Here is a 19523-nt window from a genome sequence, read left to right as displayed (position 1 = left end):
AGATGAATTCAGCTAAGTATCATAGTGCAATACAATTTTATAAAACGAGGGCAAAAACAGTTTGTCTGTTCGTTCTGCTATTTTTTGCTCAGTCTGTTTTTACCCAAAACACTTTGGATGCAAATTTTTCTTCCCTGATGGTTGGTGCTGATTATTGTACCAACAATAGTTTAAACGGCAATACCAGCATATATGCAACCCAGCCTGTATCAACTGTATATTCAAGCTATTATCACAAATCCGGTTTTAATGCTTCGTTTGTATTTTCTAACATTGCCAATTCGGATGAGAGCAATGAAAAAGCGACTCAGGAATATGGGCTTTCTTTAGGTTATGATATAGTTTTTACTGAATGGTTAATGGCATCAGCAAGTTATCATCATTATTTTTACAGTAAAAACTCCTATTCCTTAAAGTCAAATTATAAAGATCTTTATCATTTAGGGATGACAACTCAAGTGGGATGGTGGTTATCCGGATTAGACCTTGGCTACTTTAGTGGCAAGGCTAACGACATGTTTGTATCATTAGAAACAGGAGTAGAAATAAATATTAATAACGTTTTAAAAAAAGACAACACTTTAACCTTACAACCCACTGTTTCCCTGTATGCAAGTAGTATTAATTATTACAATGAGGATGCATATAAAAACTACTATTTTTTGTACAGTTACTCCCAATCCAATCCGGAACTAACTATAGAAGAGTTGTTATCTTATATGGAAAACCCCCAATCGCCCGAACAAAGGATTGTTAAAAGAATCCTGACAAACCGCCCCTATTATTATACAAAGGTGAAGGAGTTGCCCCTTGACCTGGTAATTTCCGACTTATTTAAAGAACAAAGCTCATTTGCAATTAGTAGCATAGGCTTTTCGTTACCCGTTTTTTACCAATGGGGCAATATGTTAATTAATTTGGGATTCTCTGTTTATAAACCGCTTAACCAGCCATCTTATACTGAGGATTCATGGACTGCATTTTCAAATGTAGGCCTTACCTACTTGTTGCCCTGGTAAAATCAATTGCAAAACTCTATTAAATACATATCCACATTTTCATCACCCAATTCTGCTGCTTTGTTTAAATCCGCACATCCGGAATCCCTGTTTTCAATGTTAAAGTGCGCAACACCCCTGTTAAAATAGAAATCGGCTATTTTGCTGTTCAATTCAATAGCAGTGGTATAATCAGCTATGGCCTCAACATAGTTCCCTAGTTGAAACCAGGCGTTCCCCCTATCGTAAAATGCAAATTCATAATGCGGATTAATCTGTAGCCCCTTGTTAAATTCAGCAATAGCACTTTTGTACTCTCCTAATTCATAAAGCGCATTCCCTTTGTCAAAGTAGGCATCAAAATACGTAGGGTCAATCTCTGTTAATTGATTAAAAATAGAGATTGCCTTTTTCAGGTCGCCAAGTTCATAATTGGCATTGGCCATATTGTAGTAGGCATCTTTATATCCTTTATCAATTTGTATGCATGCATCATAATTGTTTATGGCATTGGAATAATCCTCAGCATCAAAATAACTGTTGGCTAAATAAAAATATAGCTCCGGGTTTTCTTTATCTATGTTAATGGCAGAGGAAAAGCTTTTGATAGCAGACTGGCAATCTCCATTGTCGAGTGCCTTGTTGCCTTGTTTTATCAATTGTTCAATATTTGTTTGGGCATATGATAGTATCGAAACACACAACCCTACAAGGATAAATTTTGATTTCATCTTATTAAGCATAATTAGGGTCTAACGTATTCTTCTTTGTTTCATTTGCTGCCTTTGACGCTGCAGCTGCTTTCTTTGTATGGCCTTTTGTTGTATGGCTTTCTTTTGCATGTTCACACCATCGCGGTTCTTTCTTGCTTGCGATATATAATACGCTTTCATCTGGCGCTTGGTAAATCGCATCTTTTTATTCATATGAAGAAACCTCAAATCACGCCTTCTGTGGTAATTGTCTCTAACTACCGCAATTTGAGTCCTGCTGTTAGCCCTGATTTCAATTCGGGGAGGTTTCTCTTCCTTGTTTTGTGCATTTGAGTTCTGAGCAGGTATGCTTACAGAAACAAATGCCAATATAAATATTATAAAAATCCAGGTTTTCATATACTCTATTTTTTTCTTCTACTCTTTTGATAGTAAAAATAGTAAAAGGTTTAATGGCAGGATTATTTTTTTTGTACCAAAAAAGTCTTTAAACTATGCTTCACTTAATGGGCTCAGGTTTATCACCACTCCATAATTACATTAATTCGTTAAGTCTTTGTAAGTGTTTAATCTTTAGAATTTGAATATCAATAAAGAATTTTATATAGGATATTGAATTCTAGGCTATTTGCAAATAAACTAATGACCAATGACTAAAAACTAACAAACTATCGTAATTAGGTATAGAAAGGAAAATGAAGCTAAAAATGAAAATAATTATTAAAAACATGTTAAAAAATCAAAAATATAGTCTATATTAGCACTCGGAAAATAAAACCCTTTTCCCTTAAATCAGATAAAAAAAATCCAAAAGAAAAAAGACTTGTTGCCCACAGGTCTTTTTCTTTTTTATGAAATCTGCAAACATTGACAGCGAAATCCTGTTGCTGTAGTATAACATTAATACTTATTATATGAAGGAATTCTGGAATGAAAGGTTTTCGTCAGAGGAGTATGTGTATGGCACTAGCCCAGAGGTAAGACTAAAGGATTTTATTGACAGGAGCACTCCGGGATTGGTCCTTTTTCCTGGCGAAGGAGAGGGTAGAAATGCGGTTTATGCGGCAAAAAAAGGCTGGACTGTAAAGGCCATCGATCAAAGTAAAGAGGCCTGTAAAAAGGCTAATTTGTTAGCCCGCAATAAAGGTGTAGCAATTGATTATGCTGTAGCCGATATATTAACATTTGATTACAAACCCGGGAGTTTCGACTTTATAGCACTTGTATTTTTTCATTTGCCGGAAGAATTACGAAAAAAAATACATCAACACTTAATTTCATTACTGAAGCCAGGAGGCAGAATTTTCATTGTTGGATTTTCTCAGGAACAGCTGCAATATAACAGTGGCGGACCAAGACAAATAGAGATGCTTTACTCTGAAGAGCTTTTGAAAAACGATTTCAGGGATTTGAAATTAATAAAATGCAAAACACTGCTTGATGAACTTGATGAAGGACCAGGGCACTCAGGCCAGGCCTCTATAATAGAATTTGAAGCGGTTAAAATGTAAGAATTACACCATGAAAACAGAAAAACTGGAGCGCTTTAAAAAGCAACTCGACTTTATCACAGAACTCGATAAGGTAAAAAAGATCATCCGTCAAACACTATTGCTGGACCAGTCTAAACAGGAAAACGATGCAGAGCATTCGTGGCATATGGCTATGGCTATTATTGTGTTCCAGGAGTTTTCAAACTTCAGGGATCTTGACCTGTTGAAAACCATAAAGATGGCGCTGATTCATGATGTAGTTGAAATTGATGCCGGTGATACTTTTGCTTATGATAGCAAAGGAAACGCAGATAAGTTTGAAAGGGAGAAAATAAGTGCCGCGCGAATATATGGTTTATTGCCTGATGAAATGGGTATGGAACTTAAAGAGCTTTGGCTTGAGTTTGAGAAAGGCGAAACCCCAGAGGCAAAATTTGCCGGGGCAATTGATAAGTTTATGCCAATGCTACATAACTATAAAACCAAAGGCAAACAATGGCAAAAACATGGCGTAACTGCCCAAATGGTTGAAAACCGGAATAAACCGATGATTGAAGGATCTGTGTTTTTGTGGGACCGGATTATGGAACTGGTTAATGATGCGGTTGCAAAAGGATATTTAAAAGAATAACCTGCTTTCAACTGCAGGTTATTCTCTGTTGTATTTTTATTTATAAATTTTCTTTATCATGAATTTTCCTAATTCTTTACCACATTTTGCATAGGCTTCCTTGATACGAATTCCAGTATCTAAATCACTGTCGCCAAAGGTTCTGCCAGGGTTGTTTTTAGAGATAATTTCACAAATAACATTAGATGGGTTTGCTGTTTCAACCACTTTAAATATTACATGAATCATGGCTGGTTTTTTAGTAATGTAAATGTTAAACCCCGGTTCAATAAAAGTGGTTTTTAAAACCATAGTATATTTTGAGTCTGTGTTCTCTTCCCCAACATATATTTCATTGGATTCTAATGTTTTATTAAGCAACTCTTCAAAGCTTACCTGATAGCGGGCTTTCCTGTCGCCAATCCATGCTTCTTTCCATCTGTCACCTCTACCTGGTTCTTTAGTATTGTATTCAGACACTTTTTTATTGATGTAGTCTTCTTCGTTTTCAAACTTTCCTACGGATACATCGTTGTAATCGTATGTGATATTAAAAAACTTTTCTGATTTTATCGGATCCAGTGATCCTGATTTGATTACAATCTTTTGAGCTTGAACAGCTCCACAAGTTAAAAGTAACAAGGTAAGGCAAATAACAATGTTTTTCATAATTAGATAAATTTGTTTTGAATTAGATAATTAAGTGCATAGTTATACAATAATGTTCGTTTTTTTGTCATTCATAGTCTGTTTTTTTATAAACAATATGAATAAAATGATGAAAGATTTACGGTTTATATAATCACATAATTGCTGTTTTATTTCTAAAAATTGGAAAATTAAATTTCACAGCGTCGTTTTAGAGTATTAAATTTGAGATTTTTATAAAATAGGTGTAATGAGTAGTTCGGAGAATTGGGAAGAACTTTTACTAAGAGTTAGTAAGAAATTTAAGGTGCTGGCAGATTTTGACTTTGTGCTGTTTTTAATTGGAATTCAGGAAAGGGGTTTGGGATATAAAAAATACTCCAAAGAAGAAAAGATGGATTTGATTAACCTGGCCCGTTGCAAAATGTTTGAAAAAGCAGGTTTTTATACCGAGGCAGGTAAAGATGAGGAGGGATGGCCCAGATTTGAAGTGGTAAAAACACTGGAAGATATGCTCCCCTCAGAAAGAGAAAAAGTACTTAAACAGGAAATGATAAATTACTTAGACGAAAACATATAAACTCATGTACAGAAAAATAGCTTTGCCATTAGCTTTGGCATTAATACTAGTTTTGGGATCTTGCTCTCCTAAAACCAGCGGAACGGTAGTTAAAATAAAGACCGGACTGGGAGATATTAAAATCAGATTATATGATGAAACACCCCTGCATCGTGATAACTTTGTGAAAATGGCAAAAGAGGGATACCTGGATAGTACACTTTTTCACAGGGTTATCAATGAATTTATGATACAGGGGGGAGACCCGGATTCTAAAAATGCTGAAGCAGGAGTTGCCCTGGGCGAGGGTGGCCCGGAGTATACCATTCCGGCCGAGTTTGATTTCCCGCAATATTACCATAAAAAAGGGGCACTGGCAGCAGCTCGCATGGGCGACCAGGTAAACCCGGAGAAACGGTCATCCGGTTCACAGTTTTATATTGTACAAGGTAAGGTTTTTAACGATGAGGATATTGTTAAAGTAGAAAACCGTATCCGCGAAGGCAGAAGAAAAGCTGTGTTTAATGAGTTGATTGTTCAATATGAGGATTCGTTGAATACGCTTCAGGAAAAGGGGGAACAGGAAAAGATTTCGCAGATGCAACAGAGAATTATGGCAAAGGTCAATGAAGTTTACGGAGAGCAGCCCGAATTCTCCTATCCTGACGATATTAAAGAAGTATATAAAACCATTGGCGGAACCCCTCATTTAGATACTAATTATACTGTTTTTGGTGAGGTGATAACAGAAAAAAGCCTGTTGGAAAAAATCCGTTCTTTATTTGGAAAAAAGTATGGCCTGGAGGTTGTGGATGCCATAGCTGCACAAGAAACCGATTCCCGCGACCGACCTTTAAAAGATATCAGGATGGAAATAAAACTTATTAAGGAATAGCTCGTTTATGCAAAGATTATTTTTTCTGTTTACCATTCTGATATTCGCAAGTTCAATTGCATCGCAAAGCAGGCATGTGGTTATTTCTACCAACATGGGTGATATAAAAATTATGCTTTATGATGACACCCCAAAACATCGCGATAGCTTTATCCAGCTTGCCAATGAAGGTCATTATGATGGCACCTTGTTTTATAGGGTAATCAAAAACTTTGTGATCCAGGGAGGGTCTTCTGATTCAAAAAATGCACCTGCAGGAAAACATATTGGCTACGGGAGTTCTAAACTGGTGATTGATTCAGAGTTTACTGAAAACAGGTTCCATAAAAAAGGGGCAATCTGCGCCCCCCGCCAACCCGAAAATATCAACCATTTTAAAATGTCGGATATTAGTCAGTTTTATATTGTTCAGGGTAAGGTATATACTACCGGGGAGTTGGATCTGATTGAGAAAGCAACCAATAATCCAATAAAAATTGCGTTGAAGAAGGAATATTATCTTCCCCATCAGGATGAACTAAAGAAATTGAAAAGTGAAAATCCTAAAGAATTTAACCGGAGACTGAGAGAGATCAAGGAAAAGATTAATGTAGAATATGCTGTTTCTGATAAAATAGAGTTTACAGAGAAACAACGGGAAGTTTATACTACAAAAGGCGGATTGCCAGAACTGGATGGTGATTATACTGTTTTTGGCGAAGTGGTTAGTGGACTGGCCGTGCTCAATAAAATTGCAGCCTTAAAAACAGATAAAAATAACCGTCCTTACACTGATGTGAAATTGGTGGTTCGGGTACTTTAAAATTTTAACATTATGCGTGTTGTTCTAGTGATATTTATGGTACTGAGCCTTGCTATGGGTTCATGCAAACAGGATTCCGGTAAATCAAATATTTCAAAAGAAGAATATTCTCGTCCTAAGGGCTCCTACCAAAGGAATGTTAAAGGGATCGTATCCATTGAGACCTATGATCACTACTCACGTATTCTAAAAAAAGGATATGGATTTTATGTATCCTCTAAAACATTGGTTACCAACCTCGATTTGATTAAAGGCAGCTTTAAAGTAAAAGTAGCTCCGGTGGGTACTGATGATTTCAGTGAAGTGGCAGGATATACGGCTTATAGTTTAGATAAAAATCTGGTTGTTTTGAAAACGTGGACTGAAAACCTGAACTATCTGGACCTGAATTCGGCTATATCGGACATACCTGATTCTATTGCAGGACTATTCAGGAAATCAAAAAAGATTTTTGCACCAAAGTTTGCCGTTGGCAAAAAAACAGAATCTGATTCGCTCACCTGCTACCAGCTGAGTCGAAACAGTGTATCTGGCCAACCTGCTTTTACCTTTATGCACCATTTGGTTGGGATAGTGCAAACCCATAAGGAGTCAGGCACCAGCGTGTCGAGGCTACTACCAGCTTCCGAGATAAGAGAAGTAATGCTTGAGCAAACAAAACAACCTCTATCGGTATATGAGTTGAGAACAAAAACCAATAAAGTATACCCCTCGTACACAACCATCAAAGGTTTCAGGATGGTTACTACAATGGGAAACATAGAGCTAATGCTGTATAACGAAACCCCTGTTTTTAGAGATAATTTTATAAAGTTGGTGAGCGACCAGTTTTATGACAGCCTTTTAGTGCATCGGGTACTAAAGGATTTCTTAATTCAGACGGGAGCTGCGGATAGCAAATATGCCAAAAAAGATGATGTAGTGGGATGGCAGGGACCTGGGTATATGCTAAAAACTAAAATTGCCAAGGGTAAATTCCATAAGCGCGGGGCAATTGCCATGTCTAAATTGCCCGAAACCAGGAACCCTAAAGATTTAACAGACGGGTCACAGTTTTATATTGTTTCCGGTCGGGTTTTTAACAACGAAGAGCTGAATGATATAGAAAAAGAAAGGGGTATAAGGTTTTCGCCTCAACAACGAAAGGTGTATACAACGGTTGGTGGCGCACCCCACCTTGATGGTGAATACGTGGTTTTTGGTGAAGTAACCAAAGGCCTGGATGTAGTTGACAGGATTGCCTCAGTAAAAACTTATGCTGTTGACAGGCCGGTTGAAGATATTCGGGTGTTGAAAATTGAGATTTTAAAATAATCTTTTATTAAATTTGCAGATTCAAAATAAACGATAAAAAGATCAACAATGCTTGATAAGATAAAGGCTTTAAGAGAAGAAATCAATCAACTTACTGCTTCAACTGCCGAAGAAGCTGAACATTTAAGAATCAAATACCTGAGTAAAAAAGGTATCATCTCTGAACTGTTTAATGATTTTAAAACTATTCCAAATGAGCAAAAACGTGAGGTTGGACAAGTTATTAATGTGTTAAAACAGGAAGCACAGGAGTTTATCAATAATTTAAAAGAACAATTCACCAATACGCAATCAAAGGAAAGCGGTGTGGATTTAACCCTGCCCGGTACCATTATGAAACTGGGGAGCCGTCACCCGTTATCCATTGTTCGTAACGAGATTGTAGATATATTTGCCCGTTTAGGTTTTAATGTAGCAGAAGGCCCGGAGATAGAGGATGATTTCCATGTATTTACGGCCTTGAATTTCCCGGAAGAGCACCCTGCGCGCGACATGCAGGATACTTTTTTTATTGAAAAGGATCCGGATGTATTGTTACGCACACACACCTCTTCGGTACAAGTACGTGTAATGGAAAAAAATGAGCCGCCAATCCGATCGATCTTCCCGGGTCGTGTTTTCCGGAATGAGGCTATTTCTGCACGCGCTCACTGTATTTTCCACCAGGTTGAAGGCTTGTACATTGATGAAAATGTTTCATTTGCCGACTTGAAGCAAACCTTATTATATTTTGCAAAGGAAATGTTTGGAGAAAAAACACAAATCCGTTTGCGCCCTTCTTATTTCCCATTTACTGAACCATCAGCAGAGATGGATATTTCTTGTTCGCTTTGTGGGGGAAAAGGTTGTAATGTTTGTAAATACACTGGTTGGGTTGAAATATTGGGATGTGGTATGGTTGACCCGCATGTTTTGGAGTATTCAAATATTGACAGCGAAAAGTACACAGGTTTTGCCTTTGGTATGGGTATTGAAAGGATTACCATGCTAAAATATCAAATCAAAGATATCAGACTATTCTTTGAGAATGATGTCAGATTCCTGGAACAGTTTAAGTCTACGATATAGAAAAGAACTTAATGAGATATGAAGCCGGTTTCTACTTAGAGACCGGCTTTCTTTTTTTTATTTGTACTCCATAAATCGAGCTTACAGAAAACCCTGCAATGGCACATAATTGCACTGGATAATCTTAATATAAAATACGACCAATTATATCCCTCACTCATTCTACAATATTTTATTACTTTTGGCTTTAATTATTTGAGGAACACATTTATGGCTCCTAATTTCACGATCTGACTTATGCCAAAAATAAAACATCTTCCTGCAGTTTTGCTATCCTTGTTACTGCTCACTTTTTCTATGAACAGTATATTATATGCAAAAACAAATCCCTGCGATGCCGATAGTACACGAAACACTGCCAAAATTCAGTTGCTGTTAGCAGACAGTATTATTGCAGCAATAAACAGTTATACCAATAAGGATACTCTATGCAGCTTTTTATCTCAAATCAGAAAGAAAAGACAGATGCTTGGGGACCATTATATTCCGGTACTTAAAGAATATGCCACCTATTCCCATAAAATAGGATATCTATGGGGAGAGATGAAGGCCAGTGATTTTATTGGGCTGCAATATCGTTACGGTGAGAAATACGACAAAGCTTATGAATTTCATTTACGTTCGTTGGAATTGGCCAGGGAATTAAACGACAGCAACCAGATGTTTTACAATTACAATAACCTTGGTCAGGTTTTCCGTATGCAAGACAACAACTCGCTGGCCATAGATTATTTCCATAAAGCGCTGGATGTTTCAAATGCTGTTGGCAATTTAAGATCGTCTTCCTTTACCATGAACACCATAGGGGCAACTCTGGTTGTTCAGAAAGAATATGATCGGGCCATGACCTATTTTCAGAAGTCATCGGATATAGCACGCCAAAGAAACGATAAAAGAACGCTGGCCTATAACTATGGCAGTGTTGGTGAAATCTTCCTATTGACCAACCGTCCGGATTCTGCTATGCGGTATTTTCAGATATCGCGCAATTGGTTACTGGAGTTGAATTCGAGCAAAGGTATGGGCGTGGCTGAACATTTAATTGGCCAGGCTTACATGGCATTAAAAGACTATGAAAGAGCCAAAGGCAAATTTAAGGAAGCCATTGAATATCACATCAATGACAACAGCAAGCGTTATCAGAGCTTATGTAATTGCAACCTGGCTAAAATAGCCGGCTTGCAAGGCAATTATTTTCAGGCTTTAAATTTTCTGAAACTTGCAAAAGAGCAGGCAGAAAGCATTAATTCATTAATAAACCTGGTAAATATTTATGACACTTATGCCGAAGTATATAAAATGAATAACGACTGGAAAAAGGCTTACCAGGCACAGCAACAAAATTATATCTATCAGGAAAAAATATTAAATGAAAAAAACAGCAACTCAATTCATGCGCTTGAAATAGGGTTTGAAACCAAAGAAAAAGAACAGCAAATAAAATTATTGCAATCTGAGAACCGATTAAAGAACCAGCGGATATATCTGTTTGTTGCCCTTTCTGTATTGTTGTTTTCACTATTTGTAATAGGTTCGTTGCTCTATTACAGAAACAAGAAAAAGAATGCCCACCAAAAAGAAACGCTTCGTCAACAGTTATTGAGATCGCAGATGAACCCACATTTTTTATTTAATGCTTTGGGAAGCATACAGAACTACATGTTTAAAAACAGCGCTAAAGAGGCGGCCTCTTACCTTAATAACTTTGCTTCACTCACCAGGTCAATTCTTGATCATTCGGCAGCAGAAACTGTAACCTTAAGCCAGGAAATTGACGCTCTTGACAACTATATTAAGCTGGAGCAAATGCGTTTACAGCATAGTTTTGATTATTGCCTGAATTGTGATGAGGAAGTTGATGCAGAGTTTATCAATGTCCCTCCCATGTTAATTCAGCCTTTTGTTGAAAATGCCATAAAACATGGACTTAGAAACATTAAAAGCGGAGGAAAACTTGAAGTAATTTTTGAAGATCAGGATGATGTGCTGCTGGTAAGGATCTGTGATAATGGTATAGGGTTCGAAGGTGCCTCAAGTCATACAAAAGAACATAAATCAATGGCCATGAGCATTTTCAAGGAACGGATAAGGCTATTGAAAAAAGCCCATAGCAAAAAGGCAGGTCTCCATATTCAAAGTGAATTAAACAAAGGAACCAGTGTAAGCATTAACGTTCCTATTTTAAATTGATACTCGTTATTATTCATTGATAAAGATTGCTTGATTCCAGTCATAAAAAAGCCCAATGAAATCAATCATCGGGCTAAATATTATTTAAGAAACAAAAGTCTAATGACTATTACCTCATCTATTATCTATATTATAGTTTTGCTTTAATAGCAGCAGTTTCAGCTTCAAAACCAGGCTTTTCTAACAAGGCAAACATATTTTTCTTGTAAGCCTCAACTCCTGGCTGGTCGAATGGGTTAACTCCAAGGATATAACCACTGATACCACATGCAATTTCGAAGAAATATAATAGCTGCCCTAAATAGTATGCATTTAACTCAGGAATTTCCACTTTAATATTTGGTACACCACCATCAACGTGGGCCAATAAAGTACCTAATTCAGCCATTTTATTCACTTCGTCCACTCTTTTACCCGCTAAGAAATTTAATCCGTCGAGATTAGCCGAGTCAGTTGGGATTTCAACTTTTCTGTTAGGAGTTGAAATAGTAAGAATTGTTTCGAAGATGTTACGAACACCTTCCTGAATCCATTGCCCCATTGAGTGAAGATCTGTTGAAAAATCACAAGCAGCAGGGAAAATACCTTTATTCTCTTTTCCTTCGCTCTCTCCATAAAGTTGCTTCCACCACTCAGCAACAAAGTGAAGCTTTGGTTGGTAGTTTACTAAAATTTCAGTACCCTTACCGCTATTGTAAAGTTCGTTACGAACAGCCGCATAAGTAGCGGCAGCACTGTTTTCTGCTTCTTCTGTTGTAATTTTTTCCATATCCTGGGCACCTTTAACTAATGCGCGGATATCAACACCAGCAACAGCGATAGGTAGTAACCCTACAGGAGTCAATACCGAAAAACGCCCCCCTACATCATCAGGAATAACATAAGTTTTGTAACCTTCCTGATCCGCTAAAGTACGTAAGGCACCTTTTTTTGCATCGGTAATGGCAACAATGCGCTCTTTAGATTCCTCTTTAGAATATTTGCTTTCTAACATTTCTTTCAACAAACGGAAAGCAATGGCTGGCTCAGTGGTAGTACCTGATTTTGAAATTACCACAAGTGCAAATGACTTATCTTTCAATAGATCAAGCAATTCAGCAGTATAATCTTCGCCAATATTTTGACCTGCATAAACAACTACAGGATTTTTTCTGTCAGTCATCAGGTGGTCAAAGCTGTTTGATAAGGCATCAATCACTGCCCTGGCACCTAAATAGCTTCCGCCGATACCGATTACAACTACCACATCAGCTTTAGCCTTTAAGTTTGCAGCTGTTGCTTCAATGTCTGCAAGTTGGGCATCATCAATGCTTGAAGGAAGGTTAACCCAACCTAAAAAGTCATTTCCTTTGCCTGTTTTTTCTTGCAAAGCTTTAATGTGTGATGCAATCTCGTTTTTGTATCCCGCCACTTTTTCTTCAGAAACGAAGCTTAAAGTTTTTGAGATATCAATTTTTAAGTTTTCCATCGTAATAGAATTTTATGAATAAGGATTGTGAATTATCGCAAATGTTCTGTTAGTAACCTGATTTCAATACTAGGAGATATTTTTTCGTAAATAATATTGTAAACAGCATCTGTTATTGGCATGTTTACCTTGTATTTCTCGTTGATCTCCTTGATACTCTTTACTGCGTAATACCCTTCGGCAATCATCAGCATTTCCATTTGAGCATATTTAACCGAGTAGCCTTTGCCAATCATGGTTCCAAAGGTCCTGTTCCGGCTAAACTGTGAGTATCCGGTTACCAAAAGGTCGCCCAGATATGCCGAGCTTTTGATATCACGGGTTATGGGATGTACGGTATCAACAAACCTTTTGATTTCCTGAATACCGTTCGACATTAATACGGCCTGAAAGTTATCGCCATAGCCCATGCCATGACAAATACCCGATGCTATGGCCATGATATTTTTCAGAACGGCAGAAAATTCAGTGCCGTAAATATCATCCGATACACTGGTTTTTATATAACCACATTGAATAAATGAGGCAAAAGCCCTGGCCTTTTTTACATCCTGACATGCAATGGTTAAGTACGACAGTCTTTCGAGAGCGACCTCCTCTGCATGACAAGGGCCGGAGATCACACCAATATTATCAAGAGGGACATTGTAAACTTTGTTTAAAAATGTCCCTATAATCATATTTTCGTCTGGTATCAGTCCTTTTACAGCTGATACCACAAATTTATCTTCCAGCGAAACAGATAGCTCACTAAATGCATTTTTTAAAAATGCAGAAGGAATCGCGATGATAAGCACGTCACTTTCTTCAATTATTTGATTGATATCAGAGTAAAAGTGAATTTTATCTGTATCAAAATCTATACTTGTCAAATAATTGGGATTGTGGCCGTGTTTTCTAAACTTTTTTATGTGTTTAGGATTTCGGAAATACCAATTCAGCTCCAGAACATTGTTCATGAGCATTTTGGCAATAGCTGTTGCCCAGCTACCACTTCCAATTATTCCTACTCTTGACGATTCGTCCATATAGTTAGTGATTGTCCTCTTAATTAAATGAGTTCTACCTGCATGGTTATGCTAACCACTCTTTTACTTCATCCTGAGCCGGGTTTTTGTATCCCAACTTGTTCTTTTTGTTATAGCCACACATCTCCTGATGCAGTTTTGTTGGCTTAACCTCTTTTAGCTGGTCAACTTTTTTATAGCCTAGTTTCTGGATTACTTCAACCCACTCCTTAGGAATCCCTAATTCCATATATTTTTCTTCTCCATCGTTTTCGGCCTTTTTCTCAGGCTTCATTTGCGGGAAGAACAATACTTCCTGAATCGATTGTTGGTTGGTCATCAACATGGCCAAACGGTCAACACCAATACCCATACCTGATGTAGGAGGCATTCCGTACTCAAGAGAACGAACAAAATCCATATCAATAAACATGGCTTCGTCATCTCCTTTTTCTGATAGTTTAAGCTGATCCTGAAAACGCCCCAACTGGTCAATAGGGTCGTTAAGCTCAGAGTATGCATTAGCAAGCTCTTTACCATTTACCATCAACTCAAAACGTTCTGTCAACTCAGGATTTTCACGGTGCTTTTTACATAGCGGCGACATTTCTACCGGGTAATCGGTGATGAAAGTAGGCTGAATGTAATTTCCTTCACATTTTTCGCCAAATATTTCGTCAATCAATTTTCCTTTACCCATGGATGGATCTGTTTCAACACCAAGATCTTCACATACCTCGAACAATTGTTTCTCGTTCATCCCGGAAATATCAACTCCTGTAAACTCTTTGATGGAGTCAATCATTGAAATGCGTTTGAAAGGGCGTTTGAAATCGATTTCTTTGTCTCCTACCTGTACTTTTGTTGTTCCATGAAGCGCCAAAGCAACTTTTTCAATCATCTCCTCCGTAAAGTTCATCATCCATTTGTAGTCCTTATAGGCCACATAAATCTCCATTACGGTAAACTCAGGATTGTGGGTGCGGTCCATACCTTCGTTACGGAAATCTTTTGCAAACTCATATACCCCGTCAAATCCACCAACAATAAGCCTTTTTAAATAAAGCTCGTTTGCAATACGCAGGTACAAGGGAATATTTAAGGCATTATGATGTGTAATAAAAGGACGCGCCGCTGCACCTCCCGGAATTGATTGTAAAATTGGGGTTTCAACCTCAAGGTAACCCTTCTCATTAAAGAAGTTACGCATGGTGTTGATAATTTTTGTTCTTTTTAGGAAAGTATCTTTTACCTGGTCGTTTACAATTAAATCAACATAACGCTGACGGTACCTTTGTTCCGGATCGGTAAAAGCATCATATTGTTTTCCATCTTTTTCCTTAACTATAGGAAGTGGTTTTAAAGATTTTGTAAGAACCTTAAATTCTTTTACATAAACAGAAATTTCTCCCATTTGTGTTTTAAAAACATAACCTTTAACTCCTATGATATCACCAATGTCCAATAGTTTTTTAAATACGGTATTGTACATGGTTTTGTCATCGCCTTCGCAAATATCGTCTCTCCTGAAATATACCTGAATTCGCCCTTGTTGATCCTTAAGCTCAGCAAAAGATGCATTACCCATGATTCGGCGGCTCATAATACGACCGGCAATAGATATCTGTTTTAACCCTTCATTTTCTTCGTCCTCTTCAAATAATTTCTTGATATCCTCCGAGTAGTGGGTGATTTCGTACTCATCAGCAGGGAATGCATTAATTCCTAATTTGTTTAATTCTTCAAGACTATTACGTCTTATTAATTCCTGTTCGCTTAATTCAACGGTACTCATTCTTATATTTTCAATATGAATATTTAAAATATCCTCCTAATATCTACAATGTGCCAAAAACACATTATCAAGGAGATAGCAATTGTTTTTCCTTAAAAAACATAAAGAAAAATCGATGCAAAGATAATGATTAACCTTTAATTAAAAAGTGCTAAAACGCTGAGGTTTGTGAACTTTAACTTATTTTTTATTGTTTCTTGTGTTGTAATAGTCCAAAAGCTAATATAATTCATAGCGTAAGGGGCGTAAAATTGCTATCATTGTATTCTGAAAAGAAGAGTTTAATTACTATGAAACGACCCATATGCAAAAGTTCTCACACATGAGAATGATTGTTTTTTTCGGCGAGTTCCCCCTCAATTCAGCGGGGCAGGCAATGTGGCAAAAAAAAGAAAAAATATAAAGATGAAAATAAAAGCAAGGAAGCCGGACTGGCTAAAGATACAACTGCCCAACACTTCTGATTACAAATGGATGAACCAGGTAATCAGAGACAATAAACTGCATACCATTTGTACCAGCGGGAAATGTCCAAATGCTGCAGAATGCTGGGGAGCCGGTACTGCAACATTTATGATTTTAGGAGACATTTGTACACGGGCATGCAAATTTTGTAATGTAAAAACAGGTAAACCATTGGCTGTAGATGTGAAAGAACCTTTCCGGATTGCCAGGTCGATACAGATCATGAAGCTGAAACACGCTGTAATTACTTCGGTTGACAGGGATGACCTGGAAGATGGTGGTGCAGACATATGGCAGCAAACCATTTTAAAGGTTAAGGAAATGAATCCTGAAACCACACAGGAAGTACTGATTCCGGATTTTAATGGCCTGCACCATTTAATTAAAAAAGTAATCGATGCAGGGCCTGAAGTGGTTTCACATAATTTAGAAACAGTAAGACGAATTACTCCCTTGGTTCGGACTCGTGCCAAATATGATTTGAGCCTTGAAGTTTTAAAATACATTGCCCAAAACGGAGTGGTAGCCAAAACAGGCATCATGGTTGGGCTGGGCGAAACGGAAGAGGAAGTAATTGAAACAATGCAGGATGCATTTAATGCCGGAGTGAAAGTGTTTACCATTGGGCAATATCTTCAACCTTCAAAAGAACATATGGAAGTTTCGGAGTATGTTACACCAGAACAGTTTGCCAGGTATGAGCAATTAAGCCTTGAGATCGGCTTGAAGTTCGTGGAGAGCGGTCCTATGGTACGTTCCTCCTATCATGCCGAAAAGCATATTAATGCATTGAAATAATAATATAGTTTAAACTACCAGTAAGCTTTTTATGAATACAGATACAATATTTGAAGATCTAAATACAATAGAATACAAAAAGGCATGGGATTATCAGGAAAACAAGTTTAATCTAATTGTCAATGCAAAACTGTTTAACCGGGAACATCCTGATGCCCCTAAAGAAATAAAGCACTATTTGTTATTCTGTGAACACCCTCATGTTTACACCCTAGGAAAAAGTGGTGCGGTAAATAATTTGTTGATAAATGATGCCTTTCTAAAACAGATTAATGCCACCTATTATAAAAGTAACCGGGGTGGCGACATCACTTATCATGGTCCGGGTCAGATTGTGGGATACCCAATATTTGATCTGGAGGAGATGGGACTGACAGTAAAAAGTTACATACATCAGTTAGAAGAAGCAATTATTAATTGTATTGCAGATTATGGTATCAAAGGTGAGCGACTGGATGGAGCTACCGGTGTTTGGATTGACAAAGAAGTACCTGGAAAAGCAAGAAAAATCTGTGCTATAGGGGTTAAAGCAAGTCGCTATGTGAGTATGCATGGTTTTGCATTGAACGTAAATACCGATCTTTCATACTTTAACCATATCAATCCATGTGGATTTGTTGATAAAGGGGTTACTTCATTACAAAAAGAATTAGGGGTAGAACAAGATTTTGAGGCAGTAAAAACCAATTTAAAAGGCCACCTGCAAAAAGTATTTAAATTAAATATACTTTAAGAATTTGAAGCTAAACAGCTGATATTGACTTTCATTTATAAAATAGAAAGCCATATTTTCTTATTGTTTTTAACTATTAAAGGATATTGGGTTTTGAAATTCCATTTTTTTTAGGAAAATTTATCCTTTCAAAATTAAATTTGGGCTCATTATACACATGGAGAAAACTTGGAATATAAAAGAAAGTGGCGACGATGAAAAGATAGAGCACCTATCGAACGTTTTGAATATCGATAGGTTTTTATCTAATTTGTTGGTACAAAGAGGTGTGGAGACATTTGATGAGGCTAAGGCATTTTTCCGTCCTGATTTTGAGCATTTGCATGATCCTTTTTTAATGAAGGATATGGACAAGGCCATTGACCGGCTTGATACAGCTGTTGAAAACAAAGAAAAGGTTTTTGTATACGGTGACTATGATGTTGATGGAACAACCTCGGTAGCTCTTGTATTTTCTTTTCTGAGGCCTTTTTTCGACAACATCCAGTTTTACATCCCCAACCGGTATGAAGAAGGATACGGTATATCATATAAAGGGATTGACCACTTTGCTGAGGAAAACTGTTCACTGGTTATTGCACTGGATTGCGGTATTAAAGCAGTAGAGAAAATTGAATATGCCAAAGAAAAAGGCATCGATTTTATTATTTGCGACCACCATACTCCAGGAGATGTATTGCCGGCTGCGGCAGCATGTCTTGATCCCAAAAGAAAAGACTGTAACTATCCCGATGAAAATTTATCGGGCTGTGGTGTCGGTTTTAAATTCATCCAGGCTTATTGCAAAAGGCATAAATTAGATTACCATAAGGTATATGAATATCTCGACCTTGTAGCCGTAAGTATTGCATCCGATATTGTACCAATTGTAGGAGAAAACAGGGTACTGGCTTATTATGGCCTCCAAAAACTGAACACCAATCCCTGCATCGGCTTAAAGCATATTATTAAAGTATCCGGGATGCAGGGGCGCGAAATAGGCATTAGTGATATTGTGTTTAAGATTGGACCACGCATTAATGCAGCAGGGAGGATTGATTCGGGAGGCGATGCAGTTGACCTGTTAATTGCAGAGAATGAAGAGATGGCCGGAAGCATGAGTATTGATATAGATAAGTGTAACGATACCCGTAAGGGGTTCGACAGGGATATCACCCAACAAGCCCTTGATCTGATTTCATCCAACGAGAAGCTAAAGAACAAAAAGACAACGGTGCTTTTTGAACCCGAATGGCATAAGGGAGTAATTGGTATTGTGGCATCCCGATTAACCGAGTACTATTACCGTCCTACCGTGATACTCACAGAGTCAAAAGGCCTTGCTACCGGTTCTGCACGTTCTGTTGAGGGGTTTGACTTATATAAGGCCATTGATCACTGTAGCGATTTGCTTGAAAATTTCGGGGGGCATATGTATGCTGCAGGCCTTACCTTAAAGATCGAGAACATTCCTGAGTTTCAGCGAAGGTTTGAAGCTTTTGTGGAAAAGAATATCACCCCTGACCAATTGATACCACAGATTGATGTGGATGAAGAGATTGGACTCAGGGATATCAATGAAAAGTTTTTCAGGATACTGAAACAGTTCCGTCCCTTTGGACCAGGCAATCTAAAACCTGTTTTTGTTACCAAAAGGGTGTTTGATTACGGAACAAGCAAAAAGGTTGGAAAAGACCAGGACCATTTAAAAGTGGAACTTATTGAAGAGAAATCGGGCTCCATAAAACAAGGTATCGGTTTTTCCATGGGTCCTGATCTTGACAACTTACAGACAGGAAACCCTTTTGATGTTTGCTATACCATTGAAGAAAATGTATATAACGGGAGGTCGACCATCCAAATGATGCTAAAGGACATGAAGTTTCCTTATGCAGAAGGGAATTGAGGAATAAGGTTCAAAAAATTACAATTTCCGGTTTCAGAATGATCTTCAGTCATTTGAAGTTATGGACATAAAATATAAAGAG

Annotated in this window: 18 protein-coding genes; 12 read left to right on the top strand and 6 right to left on the bottom strand. The window is 37.5% G+C overall.

Annotation, left to right across the window (positions count from 1 at the left end):
• Positions 1-2: 2 nt before the first annotated feature.
• Complete coding sequence (locus OM074_RS05635) at positions 3-1019, top strand: hypothetical protein (RefSeq protein WP_301198340.1); 1017 nt, start codon at positions 3-5, stop codon at positions 1017-1019.
• Between the two features lie 2 nt (positions 1020-1021).
• On the opposite strand, the gene OM074_RS05630 is transcribed toward OM074_RS05635, so the two are convergent.
• On the bottom strand, positions 1022-1729 hold the full coding sequence (locus OM074_RS05630; protein ID WP_301198339.1) for a tetratricopeptide repeat protein: 708 nt from the start codon (positions 1727-1729) through the stop codon (positions 1022-1024).
• Positions 1730-1750: 21 nt separating this feature from the next.
• Positions 1751-2110 carry a hypothetical protein gene (locus tag OM074_RS05625; RefSeq protein WP_301198338.1) on the bottom strand — a complete coding sequence of 120 codons (360 nt, stop codon included), beginning with the start codon at positions 2108-2110 and terminating at the stop codon, positions 1751-1753.
• A 515-nt stretch (positions 2111-2625) separates the two neighbouring features.
• Between OM074_RS05625 and OM074_RS05620 the strand changes: the two genes are divergently transcribed.
• Complete coding sequence (locus OM074_RS05620; protein ID WP_301198337.1) at positions 2626-3222, top strand: class I SAM-dependent methyltransferase; 597 nt, start codon at positions 2626-2628, stop codon at positions 3220-3222.
• Positions 3223-3232: 10 nt separating this feature from the next.
• Entirely contained in the window at positions 3233-3835 is a 603-nt protein-coding gene (locus OM074_RS05615; RefSeq protein WP_301198336.1) for an HD domain-containing protein, read from the top strand.
• Positions 3836-3871: 36 nt separating this feature from the next.
• On the opposite strand, the gene OM074_RS05610 is transcribed toward OM074_RS05615, so the two are convergent.
• Positions 3872-4483 carry a hypothetical protein gene (locus OM074_RS05610; protein ID WP_301198335.1) on the bottom strand — a complete coding sequence of 204 codons (612 nt, stop codon included), beginning with the start codon at positions 4481-4483 and terminating at the stop codon, positions 3872-3874.
• A gap of 229 nt (positions 4484-4712) precedes the next feature.
• Between OM074_RS05610 and OM074_RS05605 the strand changes: the two genes are divergently transcribed.
• The 6 genes from OM074_RS05605 (at position 4713) to OM074_RS05580 (ending at position 11290) form a co-directional block, all read left to right on the top strand.
• Positions 4713-5042: a hypothetical protein gene (locus OM074_RS05605; protein ID WP_301198334.1), complete on the top strand. Its 330-nt coding sequence runs from the start codon at positions 4713-4715 to the stop codon at positions 5040-5042.
• A 4-nt stretch (positions 5043-5046) separates the two neighbouring features.
• Entirely contained in the window at positions 5047-5916 is an 870-nt protein-coding gene (locus OM074_RS05600) for a peptidylprolyl isomerase (RefSeq protein WP_301198333.1), read from the top strand.
• Positions 5917-5923: 7 nt separating this feature from the next.
• On the top strand, positions 5924-6718 hold the full coding sequence (locus tag OM074_RS05595; RefSeq protein WP_301198332.1) for a peptidylprolyl isomerase: 795 nt from the start codon (positions 5924-5926) through the stop codon (positions 6716-6718).
• 12 nt (positions 6719-6730) lie between these two features.
• Positions 6731-8032 (top strand): peptidylprolyl isomerase, encoded by a 1302-nt coding sequence (locus tag OM074_RS05590; RefSeq protein ID WP_301198331.1) that lies wholly within the window; start codon positions 6731-6733, stop codon positions 8030-8032.
• Between the two features lie 48 nt (positions 8033-8080).
• The gene (pheS, locus tag OM074_RS05585) at positions 8081-9100 is read left to right on the top strand and encodes a phenylalanine--tRNA ligase subunit alpha (protein ID WP_301198330.1); all 1020 of its coding nucleotides are present in this window, start codon (positions 8081-8083) and stop codon (positions 9098-9100) included.
• 237 nt (positions 9101-9337) lie between these two features.
• Complete coding sequence (locus OM074_RS05580) at positions 9338-11290, top strand: tetratricopeptide repeat-containing sensor histidine kinase (protein ID WP_301198329.1); 1953 nt, start codon at positions 9338-9340, stop codon at positions 11288-11290.
• Between the two features lie 130 nt (positions 11291-11420).
• On the opposite strand, the gene OM074_RS05575 is transcribed toward OM074_RS05580, so the two are convergent.
• Genes OM074_RS05575 through lysS form a run of 3 tightly spaced genes read right to left on the bottom strand, consistent with a single transcriptional unit; the run spans position 11421 to position 15560 of the window.
• Complete coding sequence (locus OM074_RS05575; protein WP_301198327.1) at positions 11421-12758, bottom strand: glucose-6-phosphate isomerase; 1338 nt, start codon at positions 12756-12758, stop codon at positions 11421-11423.
• A gap of 32 nt (positions 12759-12790) precedes the next feature.
• Positions 12791-13786 (bottom strand): NAD(P)H-dependent glycerol-3-phosphate dehydrogenase, encoded by a 996-nt coding sequence (locus OM074_RS05570; protein WP_301198326.1) that lies wholly within the window; start codon positions 13784-13786, stop codon positions 12791-12793.
• A gap of 46 nt (positions 13787-13832) precedes the next feature.
• A complete protein-coding gene (gene lysS / locus OM074_RS05565) occupies positions 13833-15560 on the bottom strand; it encodes a lysine--tRNA ligase (RefSeq protein ID WP_301198325.1) in 1728 nt (575 codons plus the stop codon).
• A gap of 378 nt (positions 15561-15938) precedes the next feature.
• On the opposite strand from lysS, the gene lipA reads away from it, so the two are divergent.
• The 3 genes from lipA to recJ all read left to right on the top strand — a co-directional run bounded on the left by lipA (position 15939) and on the right by recJ (position 19441).
• The gene (gene lipA, locus OM074_RS05560) at positions 15939-16823 is read left to right on the top strand and encodes a lipoyl synthase (RefSeq protein WP_301198324.1); all 885 of its coding nucleotides are present in this window, start codon (positions 15939-15941) and stop codon (positions 16821-16823) included.
• Between the two features lie 31 nt (positions 16824-16854).
• Positions 16855-17556, top strand: coding sequence for a lipoyl(octanoyl) transferase LipB (gene lipB, locus OM074_RS05555; protein ID WP_301198323.1), 702 nt, complete (start codon positions 16855-16857; stop codon positions 17554-17556).
• A 157-nt stretch (positions 17557-17713) separates the two neighbouring features.
• Positions 17714-19441: a single-stranded-DNA-specific exonuclease RecJ gene (gene recJ, locus OM074_RS05550; protein ID WP_301198322.1), complete on the top strand. Its 1728-nt coding sequence runs from the start codon at positions 17714-17716 to the stop codon at positions 19439-19441.
• The last annotated feature ends 82 nt before the right edge of the window (positions 19442-19523 follow it).

The organism is Plebeiibacterium marinum, from assembly GCF_026013615.1.
Classification (GTDB): Bacteria; Bacteroidota; Bacteroidia; order Bacteroidales; family Marinilabiliaceae; genus Saccharicrinis; species Saccharicrinis marinus_A.
Note: the sequence above shows the minus strand (reverse complement) of the source record. Positions and strands in the feature narration are given on the sequence as shown.